Origin of the sequence: Vibrio floridensis (genome assembly GCF_021852965.1) — a bacterium.
Classification (GTDB): domain Bacteria; phylum Pseudomonadota; class Gammaproteobacteria; order Enterobacterales; family Vibrionaceae; genus Vibrio; species Vibrio floridensis.
This window is the reverse complement of sequence record NZ_JAKGCY010000009.1, coordinates 93218-115142: the sequence shown is the minus strand read 5'-3', so window position 1 is coordinate 115142 and position 21925 is coordinate 93218. Positions and strand designations below refer to the sequence as shown.

Genomic DNA, 21925 nt, shown 5'->3' with positions numbered 1-21925 from the left:
TTGTTGAACACCGCTTATTGGCCGCTGAATGCAATCCTTGGTGGTTTGATGCCGTGCTTCTTAAACTCTTTCATTACACGTAAAGTAATGTCAGATTCAAACAGTTTTTCATAAGCAGTGTCCACCACATAGGCTTTGCAGGTTAGCTGGATGGCCAAATAGTTGTCCGTGATCGTCTGTTTCACCAGTACCACCACCGGTTTTGGTAGATGGATGTAACGGCTAGACGAAGCCGCTTCCTGAATCAACTCACGCGCAAGCACAATATCCTCATCCATACCGACATAGAAGGGAATCACCACCTGCATGTCGAGTGCGCCATAGTTTCCACTGACCGTCACTTCATTGAGAAACTTGTTGTTCGGAATGGTAATAATGTCATCGGTCAGTGTTCTCATGCGCACAGAACGAAGGCCAATCGCGATGATGTCACCATAGTTGCCTTCAAACGTGACACGGTCACCCACCTGAAACGGGCGGTCAATCATCACCGTCAACCCGGCAATAAAAGACGCGGCCAAGTCTTTCAACGCAAAACCAACCGACACCGCCAGCGTGCCTCCGATTAAGGCTAAGATATGGTCGTTGATGCGAAAGCTCATCATAAACACCACAAGGCCAGCGGTTAAGTAGATGAAGAACTGTAGGAACGATTGGGTTTTCTGCAACAGCATTCGATACTGCGCAAACTGGCCACCGATGGTCTCTACCATCGAGCTCATGAACTTCAACAGCAACCATGTAACGGCGATGATAATGACAGAGAAGAACACACCGCTCCAGCGGATCAAGCTGGCAAATTGCTGGATGTTTTCCATATTGGCGATTTCTTCCGTTGCGAAAGCCGGTGCCGAGATTAATGCCGCGGCGAATAGCGCGTAGAGTTTCTTATTCATATTACTTCACCAGCAAATGTTGACGATCGAGAACGTTGGTAATGTAGCGGAACCAATGGTCCGAGACGCGAGCTTTATCCTCATTCCAAGCAATAAAACCGCGGCTTTCAAAGAAACGCAGTGTGCCAATCACTTCAGCGATGCTGAGCTGAGTACACTCAGAGAGCTCTTCGGGAGAGGCCACTTCAAGTTGTACAATCGAACGTAACACCGCCAGCATCGGTTTAGGCATCTGCTCCAGCTCCTTGGATTCCGGCGCATGGAACAAACGTACCACGACGCTTTCAGACTCTTTATTGCGTCGTAACGACAAACGGAAGAATCGCAGCGCAACGGTTGGGTTACCATCGGAGTAGTGCCACAAAATTCGGTAGAAGCCTTGCTTGGCTCGTTCTTCCTCTGAAGTCTCTTCTTGATCCCACTGCTTAGGCACCACAAGGCCATCAAAGCTCAGCGGATTTTCAATATCCTGATTTACGCGGCTATCGAGTAAGGCAGAGATCTGCTTTTCATTCCAACGAGGCAAAAAGGAGACCCAATCAAACAGCAGTCGCTCGCCACGAGCGCGATCGACAAAACGCCAGCTTGCTTTTTCAATCGCCATCACAACGCGGTGATTTTGTTTAGAGCGGCGTAGCAGGTTCGTCAGTTTCATCAATCCAGCTAAACCACCAACCATGGGCTTCACCAAGCGCTGTGCGTTATCAACTGCGATGAGATACGGCGTTTCACTTTTCCGCAAGAACGCTAAAATTTGCACTTCTGTCGACTCTTCTGACAAGCCTAATCCTGTTGCCAACTGTTTCAACAGCTCTGGATAACCGTCGTAAGGACAATTGAGGTAAAGCGGCGTGGCATTTTTCACTTTGCCAAGAATTTTCTTCAACACCGATGTGGTACCCACACCACGCTCACCTGACAACACACAAATCGCTGGGCTATCGGTCAACAAATAACGAGAGAGGTTTTGAATCTCGTCAGTGGCGTAATCTATCCACTCGCTGTCTTGCTGTGGCGGCAAGACATACTGAAACGCCGCATCACCACGAATGCGCACCAGTGAATCGTTGCCATCACGATTACTTGTCTGTTTTGCGACCTCTATCCGGAATAAATAGGCGAGCGCTTGGCTAAACATGGTGTAGTTAGACAGCACTCCAATGATTCGTAGTTTAAAGTGATGAGCAATGATCCACACTGCCGCAATGGCCGTGGCAGGAATGCTAAGGATCAGCGCATCTTTCTGTTTAACTGCCCACTGGACCCAAACAGGTCGTTCGGAAAGCCGATCGACCACGTCAAACACGGTCGCACGCCATAAGCGCAGAACAGAGATGGTGACCAACACAAACCAAAAATAGAGTGCACTGTAGATCCAGTAGTAAATCGTACCTTTGCCTAACGTGCGCACTGAAATTTGCAGAATCACGCCAGCAATAATCGCACTCCATACATAGCGTCGAATGGTAGATAGACGAAGTGCGACCACCTTTTTATTCGAGCTGCGGCTATTACGATAAGCAAACTCAAGAATAAAACTAATGGCAATGGAGCCGCCCAATATCCACCATGTGAAAATCTCCAAATAAACCAAATGCTGCAAACTTGGCAGTGAGGCGAGAATACGCAGCGACACGGTAATCGCGATCAACCAAGCTATGGCTTTATTGGCTCGGCTTATGTACCAAATAAACTTAACCCATAATGGTGGTGCCGTATTGGTTTCAAGTTGGCTTTCGCGAAAGAGTGTAATGATGCGTTTACTATTGGCCATCCACCAAACCAAAAGTAAGTAGACTGCAAACACTTTTAGCCCCGTCCAGATCACCGGTACAGGTGAAATAAACGTGTTCTTAATCAGAGCACGGAAACTGCGTAGCTGGAAATGGACCAGGTACTCAATGTTAAGTTTGGTCAGCGCAAGCTCTTGGCGAAACTGAGTTACACCATAAGGGCCAAAGCCGGTAAGCTGCTCTCTACTAGCCGTATCCGTAAGCTGGAGTAAGCGCGCTTTACTACTGCCAAGGCTGTTTAGCGTGAGATATTGTTTCTCGACCAACAACCATTGTGGCGCAGTGGGGGCTTTACGATACTGGGCTAACGCTGCTTTAAAAGCATCGCCCTCGGATTTTTGTAATTCGAGCACGGCGGAGAGCAACTGATTTACCTTGATGTGTTCCTTGGGACCCATAAAAAGTGGATCGGGCAGAGCACTTAAGTCACTTTCGATACTCAATGCCTGCGCACTAACCTGAGCTGGCGTCTGTGCTGCATACTGCCATTGGGCAAACGTTGCTGGCGCAAACAACAGAGTAAAACAAACAAATAGACGTAATATTTTTTGCATAATTGGGTCGTAATCTTTAAACATAACGAAGAGATTGTAGTCTCAAAAACTGTTCATAATTCAGACAAATAGAAATTTGCTGTGAAACTTTATCCATATTCACCTTTCGTATGTCAACGTTTTGTGATTTAAGTCATAAAAATCAAAGCTTGCACTCTTGGGCATGAACAAGTAACGTTGCGCAGTTTTTTCTATTTGTTACTTACTCACTAAGGTAAAAGCTTTGATTTCTACAGCGAACATCACTCAACAATTTGGCGCTAAGCCACTGTTTGAAAACATCTCAGTTAAATTTGGCGAAGGCAATCGCTATGGTCTAATTGGGGCAAATGGTTGTGGTAAATCAACCTTTATGAAAATCCTCAGTGGTGAACTTGAACCAACGAGTGGTAACGTTAGCTACGACCCAAATGAACGTGTTGCAAAACTGAATCAGGATCAGTTTGCCTACGAAGAGTTCACGGTTATCGACACCGTTATCATGGGTCACAAAGAACTGTGGAAAGTGAAGCAAGAGCGTGATCGTATTTACTCGTTGCCAGAAATGAGCGAAGAAGATGGCATGCGTGTTGCGGATCTTGAAGTCGAGTTCGCGGAAATGGATGGCTACATGGCAGAAGCGAAAGCGGGTGAGCTTCTTCTTGCTGTGGGTATTCCAATGGAACAGCATTACGGCCTAATGAGCAGTGTGGCACCAGGTTGGAAACTGCGTGTGCTTCTAGCACAGATTCTATTCGCCGATCCAGACATCATGTTGCTTGACGAACCAACCAACAACTTGGATATGGATACAATCCGTTGGTTGGAAGACACACTAAACGCGCGTAACTGCACCATGATCATCATCTCGCACGACCGTCACTTCCTAAACTCTGTGTGTACCCACATGGCGGACTTGGATTACGGTGAGCTGCGTGTTTACCCAGGTAACTACGACGAGTACATGACCGCGGCGTCACAAGCTCGTGAACGTCTACTCAGCGATAACGCGAAGAAGAAAGCGCAGATTGCTGAGCTACAAACCTTCGTAGCGCGTTTCTCTGCCAACGCATCAAAAGCAAAACAAGCGACCTCTCGTGCGAAGCAAATCGACAAGATCAAACTGGATGAAGTAAAAGCGTCTAGCCGTCAAAACCCATTCATTCGTTTCGAACAGTCAAAAGAGTTGTTCCGTAATGCTTTGATTGTTGAGAACCTAAGCCAAGGTTTTGAAGATAACTTGTTCTCAGACTTCAACGCGATTTTTGAAGTGGGTGAGCGTGTTGCGATCATCGGTGAGAACGGTGTGGGTAAAACAACCCTACTCAACACGCTGGCGGGTGTGCTAGAGCCACGCACTGGTGAGTTCAAATGGTCTGAAAACGCCAACATTGGTTATTACGCACAAGACCACGCGCATGAGTTCGCAGAAGGCCAAAACCTAATGGAGTGGATGGGCCAATGGCGTCAAGAAGGCGACGACGAGCAAGTAGTCCGTGGTTTCCTAGGGCGTATGCTGTTTGGTCAAGACGACATCAAGAAGTCGGTAAAAGTCCTATCTGGTGGTGAGCAAGGTCGTATGCTGCTTGGTAAACTGATGATGCACAAACCAAACATGCTGCTGATGGATGAACCAACCAACCACATGGATATGGAATCGATCGAATCGTTGAACAACGCCCTTGAGCAATACAAAGGCACATTGTTCTTCGTCTCGCACGATCGCGTATTCGTAGACTCACTGGCAACTCGCATCATTGAAATCCGTGATGGCAAAATCATTGACTTCAAAGGCACTTACTCTGAGTACCTAAAATCACGCGGTGTAGAAAGCTAATTTCGCGTTGCGTGCTTAAAAAGATCAAACAAAGAGCCTCACTGAGGCTCTTTTGCTTTTTCTGCTATCTGTCGTCACTAAGTCGATGAGGGCAAGTAGGTTAGGGCGTTCAATACTTAAATTGGGCGACGATCTTTTCCAGCTTGTGGCTAACATCCGACACTTGTTCGCTGCATCGGACAGAGCCAGAAACGATCTCATAAGTGTCCCCCGCCAGCTGCGCGATTTGCGTAATATTGCGGTCAATTTCTGCTGATACCATTGATTGCTCTTCTGACGCCGTCGCAATCTGCGTATTCATATCAAACATCTCGGTGATTTGAGTGCTGATGCCTTCAATCGCTTCGATCACATGGCGCGTATCCACATTCGTTGTCCGAGCTTGATCGACACTGTCTGCCATTTTGTTGACCGTTTGAGCGATCCCTTTCGTCAGTGCTTGTACGGTGGATTCAATTTGTAAGGTGGAATCATTGGTTAGCCGAGAAAGCTGACGCACTTCATCAGCGACCACGGCAAACCCTCGGCCACTTTCTCCTGCGCGCGCCGCTTCGATGGCCGCATTTAACGCCAACAGGTTGGTTTGCTCTGCAATGCCTTGAATGGCAGAGACAACGGCATTGATTTCGCGGCTTTGTGCTTCAAGTGCTTGGATCTGCGCTTGTGACTCTTCGATACTGATGGCTAACGTATCAATTCGCTTACCTGTCGCGTGGGTGAGTTGCAGTGCTTTATCGGCTTCGCTATTCACTCGTTGCGCATTTTGCGCAGCCGATTCAATATTGGCGGTGATCTCATTGGTCGTCATCACCAGTTCATTTACCGCCGTTGCGACAGACTCGGACTCTAACTTCTGCTGTTGAGCATTTTGCATACTTCTCTGCGCTGCTTGCTCTGAGCTGCAAGAGCTTTCACCTAATACACCCATCACAGACGCCAGCTGTTTGATGTTGTCATGTAGGTGGCTGATAAAGAGGTCGAATGAACGGGATAACTGCGCTAGCTCGTCACTGCCTTTGGCATTCATTCGTACCGTTAAATCTCCGCTGCCATTGGCAATGTCATCCATCAAGAGGTTAATGGCTTTGATTCTAGAAAGAATACTACGGCCAATAATGTAGAGCAGTGACGACAACAGCACGACGATCGCCACGCCCATCCACTGTAAGTGGCTGCGAATATCCGCTGCAGTTTGCTCAACGCTCTGCTTGATGGTGGTTTGTAGATCAGCAATCGCCTGTTCGGTTTTGTGCACATTGCTACGGAGCGCGCCTCTTAGGCCTTCGTTTGCGGTCAAGCCAAGCGTTTCGATCGCGCTGACGTATCGAGATAAGGTGTTGGAATAATCGGTAAAAGCGGGAGACAAACTGGTTTCAAACTTGGCAAACTGGCGAAGCCCTTCGAGCAGCGCCACCTTGTATTCTTGCGTTGGTTCGGTGACAAAAGTTAAGTCGTGGTCAAGCAACTGCAAAAACTGCGCGGTAAGTTCTCCATCATTGGCGCTGAGTACATCGGTTTTGAGCACGCGACGTGCTGCAAATAGCTCACTTTGCAACGCGTCAATGCTTGCCAACTGACGCGCCAATTGATGAAACTGAGTTTGATACTGAGATAGGGTGGTTACAATTTGCTGACGTTGATCGTCAATGGCAATCGACTCACTAGCAAGAACGTCTGATAAGTGGTCAATGCGCTGTTGCAGTTGAGAATAGGTATTGTCGAAACTCTTCAGGTATTTTTCGCTACGACGAGCCAAATAATCTTTCTCGTGTCGGCGAAGCATCAACAGATCAATGGAACTGCTTAAGTTTTCTGTCGAGGCGTGCTCCAAAGAGGACAAATGCTTTGCGCTGTTGTTCTCATAAAGCGCGTAGGCGGCAACGCCTAACAGCAAAGTCACATTGATGAGCAGCAGCTTGGTTCGGATAGAGAATGAAAAGAAAAAACGTTTTTGAACAGGTGATCCGGACATGGATACCTCCCATTTAGCCAGTGACGTAGTTAACCTATCTCTGCTTTTGTTTCATTTATGTTTCAAATTTATTGCAGGGAATATTCAACTATTAGCGCATGGGAGGCGTTTTGCAAGTTAGGCGATTTAACTCTCTTGGCCTTTGACATCAAAAATGATGTTTTCACCGCCGGTAAAGACTTGAAAGCGTAAGCCTTTTGCTCGTGCGATGGTGGTAATACCAAATTGACGTGCTAAATCTAAACCCATCTGCGTGACACCAGAGCGAGAGAGCAAAACAGGGATGCCCATTTGAGCCACTTTGATCACCATTTCTGAAGTGAGACGGCCTGTGGTGTAGAAAATCTTATCCGCGCCCGATTCTTGGTTTAACCACATTTCACCGGCAAGCGTATCCACTGCGTTGTGACGGCCAACATCTTCGACAAACGAGCGAACTTCATCGCCTTTGCACACCGCACATCCGTGTACTGCGCCTGCTTTTTTGTAGGTATCGTTGTAGTGGGTGAGCGCTTCTAAGGTCTTGTAAATCTCCGACTGTTTGAGCGTCACCTGGGGCACTTTATAGTGTTCTAGTTGTTTCATCACGTTGCCATACATAGTGCCTTGCCCACACCCTGAGGTAACGGTTTTCTTTTTCAAAGCCTGTTCAATGTGTTCTACATTCTCTTTTGTCACTACCGCAGCGCTGTTGGTTTCCCAATCGATGATCACCGATTCAAGAGAGTCAACTTCCGATAAGAAGCTTTGGTTCTTGAGATAGCCCAAAACGAGTGCTTCAGGTCTCGAGCCCAGTGTCATTAGCGTCACCACTTCTTTCCAGTTCAGAAGAACGGTTAAAGGGCGCTCACAAGCAATTTGCTTAATTAACTTCTCTCCATATTCATCGAATACTTCCACTTCAATGGTTTGCAAAGGGTTTTCACTGGTTTTAATAATGTTGGGTTTGACCACTTCTTTTTCCTGCTTGAATGGGTGATATCAAGAATCACCGAAGAAACACGTTTGCCAAAGGCGGGGGAACAAAATCAATTCAAAAGCAATTACCGTTCCAACGTTATCTACCGTACGGCGTCTCACATCTAACACATGTTACATATGGAAACATTCGCTTTATAACCTTGGCTTAGAATTTGCTATTAAACGGCACAAAGCGATGCAACAAGTATGCACCTAGGCCTCGAATAGGACTAATGTATGTTTAAAGGCAATCGCATAGCAACATGATGGGTGGACCATGTCAAATTCAATAGACACACAAAGTAACATCGAAAAGAGTGACGCTCTGTGGCCAATTGGCTGCAACCTCGTTGCACATGAAATCACAACCGGGATTTGGGTGACCACACAGTGGCAGCTAACGGGTTTTGAGTTAAAGCCAGAAAGCCACCATAGCCATGTCGTCACGCTTCAGTTGTTCCGTGACGAGCGAACCGACTACCGTTTTAACCTCAGCTCGCAAAATCCGAAACTCTTCGTTGTGCTTGAAAACGTAGAGGAAACGCCAAAGATCACAACCATCTCTGCATCACAATCGGTGGCTGGCCAGTATATGGATGGCGACTATTTAGTGCTTTCTTGTGAGATGCCATTGCCAATTCAGGCATGGATGGAAGCGTTTATCGGCCGTCATGGCGAGTTATTAGAAGAGCGCCGCAAGAAACGCAAAGGTGCGGGGCGAGCAAGTGGCAACTGATTTTTTCTCTCGCTGGTCCTCTCGTAAGTTAGCGGGAGAGACGCAAAAGCAGCCAAAACAAAGCGATGAAGCTATCGCAGCGCACTCATCGCTCACCGATGAGCAGAAAAACGCGGTCGAAGAAGACCACGTGTTACTCTCAGAGCTGCCATTGGGTGAAAAAGAGGTTGCTGATGAGCTGACGGAGCAAGAACCTACTATTTCAGCGCTGTTGGCCAGTGAAGCGACGCAAGAAGTAAAAAAAGCGGCACTGCGTAAGCTTTTCCACAGTGAAGAGTTTAACGTGGTTGATAGGCTCAATGATTACGATCACGACTACAAGTCTTCGATTGGCGCTCTTGCGCCCAATGTGGCGCAGACGTTAAGAGAATGGATGAAGCCAGTTGAGGAAGCGTTGACTGAGGCCGAGCCTGACAGTGCACCTTGCACATCGGATGGTTCAGTAGCCGTTGATAACGATGACAGTATTGAGGCGATCAGTGACACGCTAACGCAATCTGAGACTCAGGCCCTGACTTTATCTCAATCCGATCTTCCTGCAAATGAAACGCGAGATGAGACAAAAGATCCCACATAAAAAATAGGTACATTTTGACGCGGGATAGGAAAATTCAATTAGGACAAAATGTCCCAATTGAATTTCTCGTCATCGATAGTGCCGTAAAACTCAACAAATCCTACGCTAACCGACTGAATAATAAGCGTATAAAAGTTGGTATAGCACTTGCTAATGCTCCACAACAATAACTGAATCATCAGTATGACCTGCCAATCCTTCGCAGTGTTGGCCAGTGTGGAACAGAGCAATGATAAAACAACTATTACAGCAATCGACTTCAACCAATGGCAAAGCGCGACTCTATGCGTTTGAAAACACCGTTGAGTTGGGAAATCTGATACCGCCTACCGTGAGCTATGAAAGCGGTGGTAATACACTCATCGTCGGCCCTAGTGCCATTATTCAAAGTGCAGCCGCACAATTGAGCCAAATGACTTCGCTAACTTTGCTTTCAACCGATGGCGAGAAAGGCGATGCGCAAATCTATTACGCCGATTCCGTTCAGTTGAGTGGTTTTTTGGGTACCTTTACGGTGCTGGTTGAAAACCAAGGCCAACGTTTGAATCTGGCGAAGGTGGCCATCAATCACGATGTTTTTGATGTGGTTCTGGATTTGTCACTCAACGGCCTCATGTCGGAAGAGGTGCCGGTCCCTGGCTACTATCCTGTTGGGCGTGGCTATCCAAAACTAACGGATGCCCTGCAAGAAATCCCAACTCTAATGGGCACATTCGACAAGCCAAAATATTTCCGCTTAGATACCGATCTGTGTGCGCACAGTTCCCGTGGCGTCAAAGGTTGTGAGCGTTGTGTTGACGCGTGCCCAGCAGGCGCACTCACTAGCCAAGGATCTGACAAAACAGGCCATCATATTGAAATCAATCCTTATCTCTGCCAAGGGGTGGGGACGTGTGCCACCAGTTGTCCGACAGAAGCCATTCATTACGCATTACCGAATCCACAAGAGACACAAAAGTTCATTGAAAGAACGTTGGCAAACTATGAAAGCGTTGGTGGTGTGAACCCCATTATCCTGATTTGCAGCGAACGTCATGAAATGTACAACGTCATGGCACTCAAGGCGCTACCCGACAATGTGATTCCGATCGTGGTGGAAGATCTGCCCTCTGTCGGCATCGATAGTTGGTTTGCTGCGCTCGTTAATGGTGCAACGCAAGTCTTGTTTGCTGCAAGTCGCCGCATGCCCGCAACGATTCAGCGCGTATTGAATAGCGAAGTCGCGATCGCACAAGAGTTACTTGGTCAATTAGGCATTGCGAAAGAGTGCATCGATATTCTCTATCTCGAATCATTGATGGAAGGTGCACCAGTCCTCTGTACTGAACATTTCGATCTTGCTCTTGGCGATTTGCAAGGCAACAAACGCCAACGCTTATTTACTGCACTCGATGCGCTTGCAACCTCGCGTGTACCAGTAGAAAACACCGTCGCTCTTTCCAGTCATGCTCCCTATGGCGCCGTGTCTTGTGCAACGACGGGCTGTACCTTGTGCATGAGTTGTGTGGCGGTTTGTCCGACTCGCGCTTTGCACACCGATGGAGAAAGCCCTTCGCTTCAATTTGTCGAGCAAGATTGCGTGCAATGCGGTTTGTGCACCAAAGCCTGTCCTGAGCAAGTGCTGACACTGACTCCTCGTATGAACTGGGATAAAGAGAGCCGTCAAGCGGCGGTGGTCATCCATCAAGAAAAAGCCGCGGAATGCTTGCGTTGTCATAAGCCTTTCGCGCCCCAGTCCATGATCACTATGCTACAAGATAAGTTACGCGGTCACTCTCACTTTGCGAATGATGCAGCGCTTAATCGCATCGCAATGTGTGAAGACTGCCGTGTCATCGATGTTTTCGAATCGATGGCGGTAAACCCAGAAAACCAACTGAATTACTAGGGCACACGAATGGATATCCAACCAGAATCGTCGTCATTAAGAGCTGATATTTATTTGCTGCTATCGACGCTATTTCGCCAAGCTCCATCTCCAGCATTGCTTGAGCTATTGACGTTGTTAGACACCGTAGCGGATGGCAGTGAAATGCAAAATGCGTGGTTGCAACTGAAAGCGGCCGCGAGCCGTTATTCCGACGCAGAGCTTGAAGAAGAGTATCAACAACTTTTTATCGGGATTGGTCGTGGGGAAGTGGTGCCATTTGCCTCATGGCACCTTACGGGTTCTTTGATGGAAAAACCACTGGCCGAGATCCGTACCGATCTTGCTCGCCTTGGCTTTGAACGCCAGGAGCATGTCAAAGAGCCGGAAGATCATATTTCAGCCTTATGTGAAGTGATGGCGGCGCTGATGGAACAGACCGATGCGCAGCAACAGGCGTTTTTCAACCGCCACCTTGCGACTTGGTATGTTTCCCTCACCAAGCAAATCGATCAAGCCGAACACGCCGGATTTTACTTGGCGGTTAGCCAATTGCTCGGCGCATTTTTCAATCTGGAAAAAGTGCGTTTGACGCAAATCATGCCGGACAACAAAACCAAATTAAAAATTGAGATTAAAAACTTGGCGGATTAGCCAAGCGATCTCTTTTAGAGAGGCTTAAGCCTCCAAAAATCTACCTGACAGGTAAGGAAGCAATGATGAAAGAAAAAAATGAGATTAACGAAAGCCGTCGTGACCTTTTAAAAGGTATCGCCACGGCAGCAGTAGCAGGCGCCGTCGTTGCTGGCACCACACAAGTGGCCTCAGCCTCAGAAGTTACTCCTGTAGAAAAACAGGCGAAGAAAAAGGGATATCACGAAACTCAGCATATCCGCGACTATTACGAAACTCTGTAGGAGCCATCGTCAATGAAACTAATCAAACGCTCAGACAGCGTCACGAAAGAGCAAAAACAGCTTGGCATTAGCCGTCGTGTATTTATGCGCAATAGTTCACTCGCTGCTGGTGGCGCGATTGCCGGAGCAAGCTTGTTTGCGCCAGGAATGATCCGTAAAGCGGAAGCGAAAAGTGTCGATGCGAGCGCACCTATCGAAGTAAAACGCACCATCTGTTCTCACTGCTCTGTAGGCTGTGGTATTTACGCAGAAGTGCAAAACGGTGTTTGGACGGGTCAAGAGCCGGCTTTTGATCACCCATTTAACGCTGGTGGTCACTGTGCCAAAGGCGCGGCATTACGCGAACACGGCCATGGTGAGCGTCGCTTAAAATACCCAATGAAGTTGGAAAACGGCAAGTGGAAAAAACTTTCGTGGGATCAAGCGATCGAAGAGATCGGCAACAAAGTATTGGAAATTCGTGAGCAATCCGGCCCGGATTCTGTCTACTGGCTGGGCAGTGCCAAGCACAACAACGAACAAGCGTACACCTTCCGTAAAATGGCATCGATGTGGGGCACCAACAACGTCGATCACCAAGCGCGTATCTGTCACTCCACCACGGTGGCTGGGGTAGCGAACACTTGGGGTTACGGCGCGATGACCAACTCCTTCAACGACATGCACAACTGTAAGTCGATGTTGTTCATTGGTTCAAACCCTGCCGAAGCGCACCCAGTGGCCATGCAGCACATCCTCATCGCCAAAGAGAAAAACAGCTGTAAGATCGTCGTTGCGGATCCTCGTCGCACACGTACCGCAGCAAAAGCGGATCACTATGTTTCTCTGCGCCCAGGTACCGATGTCGCGTTTATTTGGGGCGTGCTGTGGCATGTCTTCAATAACAAATGGGAAGACAAAGAGTTCATTCGCCAACGCGTATTTGGTATGGACGAGATTCGCGCTGAAGTGGCGAAATGGAACCCGAAAGAAGTTGAGCGTGTTACCGGTGTGAGCGAAGAAGACGTTTACCAAACAGCGAAACTGCTTTCTGATCATCGTCCGGGTTGTATCGTTTGGTGTATGGGCGGCACTCAGCACACGACGGGTAACAACAACACGCGTGCCTACTGCGTGCTTGAACTGGCGCTGGGCAACTTAGGTAAGTCCGGTGGCGGTGCGAACATTTTCCGTGGTCACGATAACGTGCAAGGCGCAACAGACCTTGGTGTGTTGTCACACACGCTTCCGGGCTACTACGGCTTGGCAGAAGGCTCATGGAAACATTGGGCGAAAGTGTGGGGCATCGATTTCGACTGGTTGAAAAACCGCTTTGACCAGAACAAGTACAACGGCAAACAGCCGATGTTCAACATGGGTATTCCGGTGTCTCGTTGGATCGATGGTGTATTGGAAAACAAAGACAGTATCGAACAAAACGACAACATTCGCGCCATGTTCTATTGGGGCCACGCGGTTAACTCGCAAACCCGCGGCGTAGAAATGAAGAAGGCGATGGAAAAACTCGACATGATGGTGATTGTCGACCCATATCCAACCGTCGCAGCCGTCATGAACGATCGCACCGATGGTGTCTATTTGCTTCCTGCAACAACTCAGTTTGAAACGCATGGCAGTGTGACGGCGTCAAACCGTTCCATCCAGTGGCGTGATCAAGTGATCGAACCGCTGTTTGAATCAAAACCCGATCATGAAATCATGTATCTATTGACCAAAAAGCTGGGTTTTGCCGATCAACTATTTAAAAACGTTCGCGTTGTTAACAATCAACCTGTGATTGAAGACATCACTCGTGAGTTCAACAAAGGGATGTGGACCATTGGTTACACTGGCCAAAGCCCTGAGCGCTTAAAAGCACACCAACAAAACTGGCACACCTTCCACAAAACCACCTTGGCAGCGGAAGGCGGACCGGCGAATGGTGAAACCTATGGTTTACCGTGGCCATGCTGGGGCACTCCAGAAATGAAGCACCCGGGAACCCACATTCTTTACGATACATCGAAACCTGTTGCACAGGGCGGCGGCACCTTCCGTACACGTTTCGGCGTTGAGTTTGAAGGCAAGAGTCTGCTGGCCGATGGCAGCTACTCGAAAGACAGTGACATTCAAGATGGCTACCCAGAGTTCAGTGACAAACTACTAAAACAACTGGGTTGGTGGGACGATCTAACCGCAGAAGAGAAAGCGCTCGCGGAAGGCAAAAACTGGAAAACCGACCTTTCAGGGGGTATCCAGCGTGTTGCTATCAAGCATGGTTGTATTCCTTTTGGTAACGGTAAAGCACGGACTATCGTGTGGGAGTTCCCAGATCGTGTGCCTCTGCATCGTGAGCCGCTTTACACGCCACGTCGTGATTTGATTGCCGATTACCCAACATGGGATGACGCGGCTTCAATCTACCGTCTACCAACGCTGTATAAGTCAATTCAAGACCAAGATAAGTCGCAAGAGTATCCAATCATCCTCACTTCTGGCCGCTTGGTGGAATACGAAGGGGGTGGTGAAGAAACCCGTTCGAACCCTTGGTTGGCAGAACTGCAACAAGAGATGTTCGTGGAAGTAAACCCGAAAGACGCCAACGATCTGGGCTTTAAAGATGGCGACATGGTTTGGGTTGAAGGGGCAGAGAAAGGCCGTATTCATGTTAAAGCCATGGTGACACGCCGTGTTAGACCAGGAATGGCATTCATTCCATTCCACTTTGGCGGCAAGTTCCAAGGTGAAGACTTACGCAACAAGTACCCAGAAGGTACTGATCCGTACGTGATTGGTGAATCAGCAAACATCGCCACCACCTACGGTTACGATCCTGTCACTCAGATGCAGGAAACCAAAGTCACCCTCTGTAACATTCGTAAAGCGTAAGGAGTCTTGAAATGGCTAGAATGAAATTCCTCTGCGACACCAAACGCTGCATCGAATGCAACGGCTGTGTGACCGCTTGTAAAAATGAAAACGACGACGCATTAGAGTGGGGCATTCAGCGCCGCCGCGTTGTTACCTTGAACGATGGTGAACCGGGCGAAAACTCCATCTCAGTGGCCTGTATGCACTGTACCGATGCCCCTTGTATGGCGGTTTGTCCTGCAGACTGTTTTGAACATACCGAAGATGGCATTGTGCTCCATAACAAAGATCTGTGTATCGGTTGTGGTTACTGCCTGTTTGCTTGCCCATTTGGTGCGCCTCAGTTCCCGAAACAAGCCTCATTTGGCGAGCGTGGCAAAATGGACAAGTGTACTTTTTGCGCCGGTGGTCCAAACACCGAACCGGGCTCAGAAGAGGAACGTCAGAAGTATGGTGCCAACCGTATCGCAGAAGGCAAACTGCCAATGTGTGCTTCGCTGTGTTCAACTAAGGCCCTCTTGGCGGGTGATGCAGAGAAAATCTCCGACATCTTCCGTCAACGTGTCGTGGAACGTGGTGCAAAAGAAGCCGGTTGGACCAACGGTGAAGATCTATCCTACGATGCAACTCGCAGCTAAGTTTGGAGAGAGTCATGTTACAAGCGCTTAAACGTGGTTCTCTTGCAGTACTGTCTTTTTGGACAGTACTGCTGTTGACCTTAAGCTTTACCACGGTGGCACAAGAAAAAGAGAACTCTGTCGATCAAACGGAAATGACGCAATTAGCCGGGGCCGATTTTTGGCGTCAAGTCAGGGCAGGTGAGGTGGGTTACACCACGTCGACCTTTCCTGAGCACGGCGTGCTTATCAGTACCCCAGGTCAAACTTGGTATCTGTTAAAAGAAAAATGGATGTCGCCTGCCGGAGCAATCGCTATTTTTGGCAGCATTGCTATGGTGATCATGGCGTATGTGTTTGTTGGTCCTTTGATGCTCAGCAAACCTCGCACAGGGAAAAAGCTCAAACGCTGGTCACGATGGGATCGTGCGCTTCACTGGAGCATGGCGTTTACCTTTCTCACCCTTGCGTTTAGCGGCTTGATGTTGGTGTATGGTAAGCACTTCTTAAAACCTTACGTTCCTTCTGAAATTTGGGGTTTTGTTATTCTGCTTGCCAAGCAATACCACAACTACATGGGGCCATTATTCTTCATTTTGCTGACCTTTATCTTGCTGAAATGGTGGCGTAAATCCATACCAACAATGACGGATGTACGTTGGTTTATGAAGCTCGGCGGCATGGTAGGCAAACACAAAGGCACCCATCCATCGGCAGGTTTTTCTAACGGTGGTGAGAAAGCGATCTACTGGTTATTGATTTTCTTTGGTGTGTTTGTCGCGGCCAGTGGACTGATCCTAGATTTCCCTATTTTCGGTCAAACACGCCGTGATATGGAACTTTCTAACCTTGTGCACATGATTTCGGCTTTGATCCTTATCTGTGGATTTATCTTCCATATCTACATTGGCTTGTTTGGCATGGAAGGGGCACTCGAAGGCATGGTGACCGGTGAAGTGGATGAAACATGGGCTAAAGAACATCATGATTTGTGGTATGCAGAAATGATGGAGAAAGAGCAGCAGAGCGGCTCTCAATCCTCTAGCACCAACGAGCAAGCGAAGGTAGGAGGTCATCGTGAACAAACCTCATAAGGGTATTTGGATTGCTTACATCCTCAGCTGTTTAACACCATTTACTTTCTTACTATCTGGCGTTATCGCGATTGTTTATGCAGGGTATCGGTTGGATAAAAACCAAGATGGTGACGTTGTTAATTCACACTACTATGGATTAATTCGAACCTTCTTCCTTTATCTCACGTTTTTCGTTGTCTTGATCGTCACCGTAGCAACCTCGAACGGTGTACTGGTCGGCGTCAGTGAATACTGGGTCAGCAGTACGGTTTTGGACAACGTACTCAACAGCGTTGCCTACGCGATTCCCTACGTGGGTATGCTGTTTGCAGCGCTAGCGATATTGGTTTGGTTCTTGCGCATGTACCAAGGCATGGTTCAGCTAAGCAACAATCAACCACATAGACCATCGACGGGCCCAAACTTATAGAAAAGAGCAAACAGAGAAATAGCAAAATCCCCTCAACTGAGGGGATTTTTTTTTCTAGCCAAAATTTTCCGTCACCTACTGTTTGTTGCACATAGAAGGTGCGCTTTCTTTTGGTGCAACTGAACTAATTATGTGCATATTTACCTTAACTCAACGCCTATCACGACTTACAAACCGCTCTGCCAAAAAAATAAATCTCGCATATTCAATTGGATAGAATTTATTTATCAAATTGATAATAATTGGAATGCTCCTTGCTCTATGTCACATTCGACGTATTTTCTCACCAACATGGTGATATCAAACTTTACTGATGCACAGGATAAGTGCACTACAAAAATAACGGAGAGATCGAATAATGAGCGATACTGCCAGTCAGGTTCACGGAGCCGTTCAAACCCTGACACAAAGTTCAGACACCTTATTTTTATTGCTTGGCGCTATCATGGTGTTCCTTATGCACGCCGGATTCGCTTTCTTAGAAGTCGGAACGGTGAGACATAAAAACCAAGTCAATGCCCTGGTTAAAATCTTAGCGGATTTTGGCATTTCAACTTTGGCGTACTTCTTTATCGGCTATTGGGTCGCCTATGGGGCGCATTTTTTTGCCGATGCGGAAACCTTAGCTCAAGGTAACGGCTATGAGTTGGTTAAGTTCTTTTTCTTGCTGACCTTTGCCGCAGCCATTCCTGCGATTGTTTCGGGGGGCATTGCCGAGCGAGCTCGTTTTTATCCCGTTTTGATTGCGACATTCTTCACCGTGGGGCTTGTCTATCCTCTGTTTGAGGGCATTATTTGGAACGGAAATTTCGGTGTTCAAGCTTGGTTTGAAGCCACCTTTGGTGTCGGTTTCCATGATTTCGCTGGATCTGTGGTTGTGCATGGTGTCGGAGGATGGATTGCACTGGTTGCGGTGATTTTCTTAGGCATGCGCCGAGGACGTGTGCGTGCAGGGAAACACACTAACTTTGCCCCTTCAAATATTCCTTTTCTCGCCTTAGGAGCATGGATCCTGTGCGTCGGTTGGTTTGGATTTAACGTGATGTCTGCACAAACACTGAATGGCATCAGTGGTTTGGTTGCAATGAACTCACTGATGGCAATGGCGGGCGGGATTGTTGCCGCGCTCATCGCTGGCAAAAATGACCCGGGCTTTATTCACAACGGACCACTTGCAGGATTGGTCGCTGTGTGTGCAGGATCGGATCTCATGCATCCTCTTGGCGCTTTGGTGACGGGTTCGGTCGCCGGTGTTCTGTTTGTTTACTTGTTTACCTACTTGCAAAACAAAACCAAAATTGATGATGTGTTAGGTGTTTGGCCACTTCATGGTGTCTGTGGCGCTTGGGGCGGGATTGCAGCTGGCATCTTTGGTCAATCATCGCTAGGTGGGCTAGGGGGCGTCAGTTTTACCGTTCAGCTCTTGGGTACGCTTTTGGGCATTTTGGTTGCTCTGATTGGCGCTGGTATTGTTTATGGTGCGATTAACCGCCTCAGCGGCTTGCGACTCTCTCAAGAAGATGAATTTAATGGCGCGGATTTAGCGATTCATAAGATCTCTTCCGTTAACGCTGAATAGAATCAAACGATTTATAAGGGCGGCGGCATTGCGTCGCTCTTTTCTCTCCATTTTTGCCTTATCTCTCAAAACCGTATCTTACTCCGAATATTTAAGACTATGGTCTAATCCTCATAACTACTGTTGTTTTTCGTTCAGTGGTAAGCTGTGACAAAAGAACTACAAGGATAGGTTATGAACTTCCCATATCGAAATATCGTCGTATTGACCGGAGCTGGAATTTCCGCTGAGTCAGGTATTCAAACCTTTCGAGCACAAGATGGACTGTGGGAAAACCATCGTATTGAAGATGTCGCAACGCCGGAAGGTTTCGCCAGAGACCCCAATTTAGTCCAAGACTTCTACAATCAACGTCGTAAAAAACTGCAAGACCCTAATATAGAACCGAATGCCGCACACCTCGCACTTGGCCGACTCGAAGCCGAGCTCGACGGTCAGGTAACGATCGTTACCCAGAATATCGACAATTTGCACGAACGTGGTGGCAACAAGAATATCATTCATATGCATGGTGAGTTGCTCAAATCTCGCTGCAGTGTCTCAAACCAAGTGATTGAGGAAACGGGGGATATTCTGACAGGGGATCTTTGTCATTGCTGCCAGATGCCATCGCAGATGCGCCCTCATGTTGTTTGGTTTGGTGAAATGCCTCTGAGAATGGGAGAGATATACTCAGCGTTAGAAACCGCCGACCTGTTTATCTCAATTGGCACGTCCGGTGTGGTTTATCCGGCCGCCGGGTTTGTCCATGACGCCAAAATGCACGGCGCACACACAATTGAAATCAACCTTGAACCCAGTGCGATCGAAAGTGAATTCGTTGAAAAGCGCCACGGTAAGGCAAGTGTTGAAGTGCCTAAGTTGGTCGAGGAACTGCTTGCGCATTTAGAGAGTAACGTCGAAAAAGCATAATGCTCGTTGAAAGAAGGATCAAAAAAAGCGGCCACGGCCGCTTTTTCTTTTTAACCAATAAAATTAGTTATTTACTTTGAGTTTTTGGAAGTACTCATCGTAAAGCACACTGGCTTCACCGACTTCGTCTTGCCACACACCATTATCCATCACTGATTGTGGAGGGAAGATGTTTTTGTCTTCCGCAAACTCTTTAGGAAGCAGTTTGTAAGCGGTTTTCACCGGGGTTGGATAACCGATTTCCATCGCAATTTTTGCTGCATTTTCTGGGCGTAGAAGGAAGTCGATCATCTTGTGGGCGGCTTCAATATTTTTCGCACCCGCTGGAATGGCTAAGCTATCCATCCAGAAAATTGCACCTTTCTCAGGCCAGATGATGTCAATTTTTGCACCTTCTTGACGCGCCATATATGCAGAACCATTCCAAAGCATACCCAGTGAAACCTCACCCGCTAGATAGGGATTAGCTGGGAAATCTGAGTTGAACACCAATACATTCGGGATCAATTTTCTCAGCTCTTCATACGCGGCTTTGATCTCGTTAGGGTTGGTTGTGTTTGGCGAGTAACCAAGCTTTGAAAGCGCGATGTGGAACACTTCACGTGCATCGTCCATCAACATCAATTGACCAGCCCACTGAGTATCCCAAAGATCTCCCCAGTTTTTTACTGAGCTCTTGTCCAGCATGTCAACGTTGATACCAATACCAGTCGCACCCCAAATGTATGGAATAGAGTAGTCATTACCTGGGTCAAATGGCTTGTCTAGATAGTTCGCGTCCAGTTCGGCAAAGTGAGACAGCTTGGCTTTATCCACTTTTTGTAACATCCCTTCTTTACGCATCTTTGAAACAAAATAAGTAGAAGGAACGACCAGATCATAGCCACTGCCTTGAGTCTTTAACTTTGCGTACATGCTCTCGTTAGACTCGTAGGTTGAATAGATGACTTTGATACCCGTTTCTTTAGTGAAATCTTCTAACACTTCACTTGGGATATACTCAGACCAGTTGTAGAAATACAGTTCTTGATCTGCGGCAAATGAAGAAGTTGAAAATAAAGTAGCAGCACACAATGCGCCGGTATACAGTGCTTTTTTCATTACTGTTCCGCTCATATCAGCGTGCCCTAAAGGGCAGGTGGTTATATAAAAACTGGCAATACAATATCGCCAGAAAAACAGCGTCAGATTATATCAGCTAAGTAAAAAAATAGGCAGCTTTACGCTGCCTATATGATGAGTAATGAAGCAATTGTGCTGATTATTGGCCAGCTTTAAGCTTCATGAAGTAGTCTTCATACTTCACTGTTTTGTCGCCAACGGCGTCTTGCCACTCTACGCGGTCAAGATCTTCTTGTGACGGGAACAGTGGCGCAACATCTTTGAACTTCGCGTTTGACTCAGCAACAGCGGTCAAGTAACCCGTGTCGTTAGAGATTTGCTCTGCAATTTCTGGACGAAGTAGGAAATCGATCATCTTGTGCGCCGCATCCACGTTTTTCGCACCAGAACTAATTGCAAAGTTATCTACCCAACCAATGCCGCCTTCTTTAGGGAAAACAAGCGTTAGAGGTAAACCTTCTTTTTGTGCTGCCGCCGCACTGCCGTTCCAAAGCATACCAACGCCTACTTCGCCAGACATGTATGGTGCGCCTGGGTTGTCAGAGTTGAATACCAATACGTTTGGCATTAACTTTTGCAGTTCTGCGTACGCTTCATCGATTTGTTTTTCATCGGTGGTGTTACCCGAATAACCCAATTTGCGTAGCGCGATATGGAACACTTCACGAGTGTCGTCCATCAACATGACTTGGCCTTTAAGCTCAGGTTTCCATAGGTCTGCCCAGCTTTGGAAGTCATTTGGATCGTACATATCGGTGTTCACAGCAAGACCCGTGATCGCAACAACATGTGGGATAGAGTAGTCGTTGTTTGGATCGTAAGGTTTATCTAGATAGTTCTTATCTAAGTTTTTGAAGTTTGTTAGCTTCGATTTATCAATCTTCTGCAACATACCTTCATCACGCATCTTAGAAACGAAGTAGGTAGAAGGTACTACCAGATCATAGCCTTGGTTGTGCGTTTTCAACTTGGCGTACAAGGTTTCGTTCGACTCGTAAGTCGAGTAAATCACCTTGATGCCCGTTTCTTTCGTGAATTGCTCTAGGATATTACTGTTGATGTAAGGACCCCAGTTCATAAACACCAATTCTTTATCTTCCGCTGCAACCGAACCGGAAAACAGTGAAAGCGCACATGCACTACCAGCTAATAAAGTAGCCCATTTTTTCATTTACGTTAGCTCCAAACCAAACGTTGCCCGAAGGCATTCTTATAAAAAAGCAGAATGGTGAATCACCATTCTGCTTCGCG

General features: G+C 47.4%; 18 protein-coding genes. 12 read left to right on the top strand and 6 right to left on the bottom strand.

Going from position 1 to position 21925, the window contains the following annotated elements; all coding sequences use genetic code 11:
- Positions 1-14: 14 nt before the first annotated feature.
- Both LZU85_RS14415 and LZU85_RS14410 read right to left on the bottom strand, forming a co-directional pair.
- Positions 15-896 carry a mechanosensitive ion channel family protein gene (locus tag LZU85_RS14415; protein WP_237287391.1) on the bottom strand — a complete coding sequence of 294 codons (882 nt, stop codon included), beginning with the start codon at positions 894-896 and terminating at the stop codon, positions 15-17.
- 1 nt (position 897) lies between these two features.
- Positions 898-3243 carry an ATP-binding protein gene (locus tag LZU85_RS14410; RefSeq protein ID WP_237287390.1) on the bottom strand — a complete coding sequence of 782 codons (2346 nt, stop codon included), beginning with the start codon at positions 3241-3243 and terminating at the stop codon, positions 898-900.
- 223 nt (positions 3244-3466) lie between these two features.
- Here LZU85_RS14410 and LZU85_RS14405 point away from each other — a divergent pair, with 223 nt between their 5' ends.
- On the top strand, positions 3467-5059 hold the full coding sequence (locus LZU85_RS14405) for an ABC-F family ATPase (protein WP_237287389.1): 1593 nt from the start codon (positions 3467-3469) through the stop codon (positions 5057-5059).
- Positions 5060-5168: 109 nt separating this feature from the next.
- Here the strand turns inward: LZU85_RS14405 and LZU85_RS14400 are convergent, their stop codons facing one another.
- Together LZU85_RS14400 and LZU85_RS14395 are read right to left on the bottom strand one after the other, a co-directional pair.
- On the bottom strand, positions 5169-7031 hold the full coding sequence (locus LZU85_RS14400) for a methyl-accepting chemotaxis protein (RefSeq protein WP_237287388.1): 1863 nt from the start codon (positions 7029-7031) through the stop codon (positions 5169-5171).
- A gap of 126 nt (positions 7032-7157) precedes the next feature.
- Positions 7158-7985, bottom strand: coding sequence for a formate dehydrogenase accessory sulfurtransferase FdhD (locus LZU85_RS14395; protein WP_011150298.1), 828 nt, complete (start codon positions 7983-7985; stop codon positions 7158-7160).
- A 283-nt stretch (positions 7986-8268) separates the two neighbouring features.
- Here LZU85_RS14395 and LZU85_RS14390 point away from each other — a divergent pair, with 283 nt between their 5' ends.
- The 11 genes from LZU85_RS14390 (at position 8269) to cobB (ending at position 19552) form a co-directional block, all read left to right on the top strand.
- The gene (locus LZU85_RS14390; protein WP_011150297.1) at positions 8269-8727 is read left to right on the top strand and encodes a DUF3305 domain-containing protein; all 459 of its coding nucleotides are present in this window, start codon (positions 8269-8271) and stop codon (positions 8725-8727) included.
- The gene (locus tag LZU85_RS14385; protein WP_237287386.1) at positions 8717-9304 is read left to right on the top strand and encodes a DUF3306 domain-containing protein; all 588 of its coding nucleotides are present in this window, start codon (positions 8717-8719) and stop codon (positions 9302-9304) included. The genes LZU85_RS14390 and LZU85_RS14385 overlap by 11 nt, the downstream gene beginning before the upstream one ends.
- Positions 9305-9533: 229 nt before the next feature.
- Positions 9534-11192, top strand: a complete 1659-nt coding sequence (locus LZU85_RS14380; RefSeq protein WP_043877171.1) for a 4Fe-4S dicluster domain-containing protein — start codon at positions 9534-9536, stop codon at positions 11190-11192.
- Positions 11193-11201: 9 nt separating this feature from the next.
- Positions 11202-11825: a TorD/DmsD family molecular chaperone gene (locus LZU85_RS14375; RefSeq protein WP_237287384.1), complete on the top strand. Its 624-nt coding sequence runs from the start codon at positions 11202-11204 to the stop codon at positions 11823-11825.
- 62 nt (positions 11826-11887) lie between these two features.
- Positions 11888-12088: a twin-arginine translocation signal domain-containing protein gene (locus LZU85_RS14370; protein WP_011080438.1), complete on the top strand. Its 201-nt coding sequence runs from the start codon at positions 11888-11890 to the stop codon at positions 12086-12088.
- 12 nt (positions 12089-12100) lie between these two features.
- Positions 12101-14956 carry a formate dehydrogenase subunit alpha gene (locus tag LZU85_RS14365; RefSeq protein ID WP_072605467.1) on the top strand — a complete coding sequence of 952 codons (2856 nt, stop codon included), beginning with the start codon at positions 12101-12103 and terminating at the stop codon, positions 14954-14956.
- 11 nt (positions 14957-14967) lie between these two features.
- A complete protein-coding gene (gene fdh3B, locus LZU85_RS14360; RefSeq protein WP_011150292.1) occupies positions 14968-15576 on the top strand; it encodes a formate dehydrogenase FDH3 subunit beta in 609 nt (202 codons plus the stop codon).
- A 14-nt stretch (positions 15577-15590) separates the two neighbouring features.
- Positions 15591-16649, top strand: coding sequence for a formate dehydrogenase subunit gamma (locus LZU85_RS14355; RefSeq protein ID WP_237287375.1), 1059 nt, complete (start codon positions 15591-15593; stop codon positions 16647-16649).
- On the top strand, positions 16633-17061 hold the full coding sequence (locus LZU85_RS14350) for a membrane protein (protein ID WP_017420117.1): 429 nt from the start codon (positions 16633-16635) through the stop codon (positions 17059-17061). Before LZU85_RS14355 ends, LZU85_RS14350 begins: the two co-directional genes overlap by 17 nt.
- A 358-nt stretch (positions 17062-17419) precedes the next feature.
- A complete protein-coding gene (locus LZU85_RS14345; protein ID WP_237287374.1) occupies positions 17420-18640 on the top strand; it encodes an ammonium transporter in 1221 nt (406 codons plus the stop codon).
- A 174-nt stretch (positions 18641-18814) separates the two neighbouring features.
- On the top strand, positions 18815-19552 hold the full coding sequence (gene cobB / locus LZU85_RS14340; protein WP_237287371.1) for a Sir2 family NAD+-dependent deacetylase: 738 nt from the start codon (positions 18815-18817) through the stop codon (positions 19550-19552).
- A gap of 63 nt (positions 19553-19615) precedes the next feature.
- Here the strand turns inward: cobB and LZU85_RS14335 are convergent, their stop codons facing one another.
- Positions 19616-20653, bottom strand: a complete 1038-nt coding sequence (locus LZU85_RS14335; RefSeq protein WP_072610592.1) for an extracellular solute-binding protein — start codon at positions 20651-20653, stop codon at positions 19616-19618.
- A gap of 160 nt (positions 20654-20813) precedes the next feature.
- The gene (locus tag LZU85_RS14330; RefSeq protein ID WP_011080449.1) at positions 20814-21845 is read right to left on the bottom strand and encodes an extracellular solute-binding protein; all 1032 of its coding nucleotides are present in this window, start codon (positions 21843-21845) and stop codon (positions 20814-20816) included.
- Positions 21846-21925 lie beyond the last annotated feature (80 nt).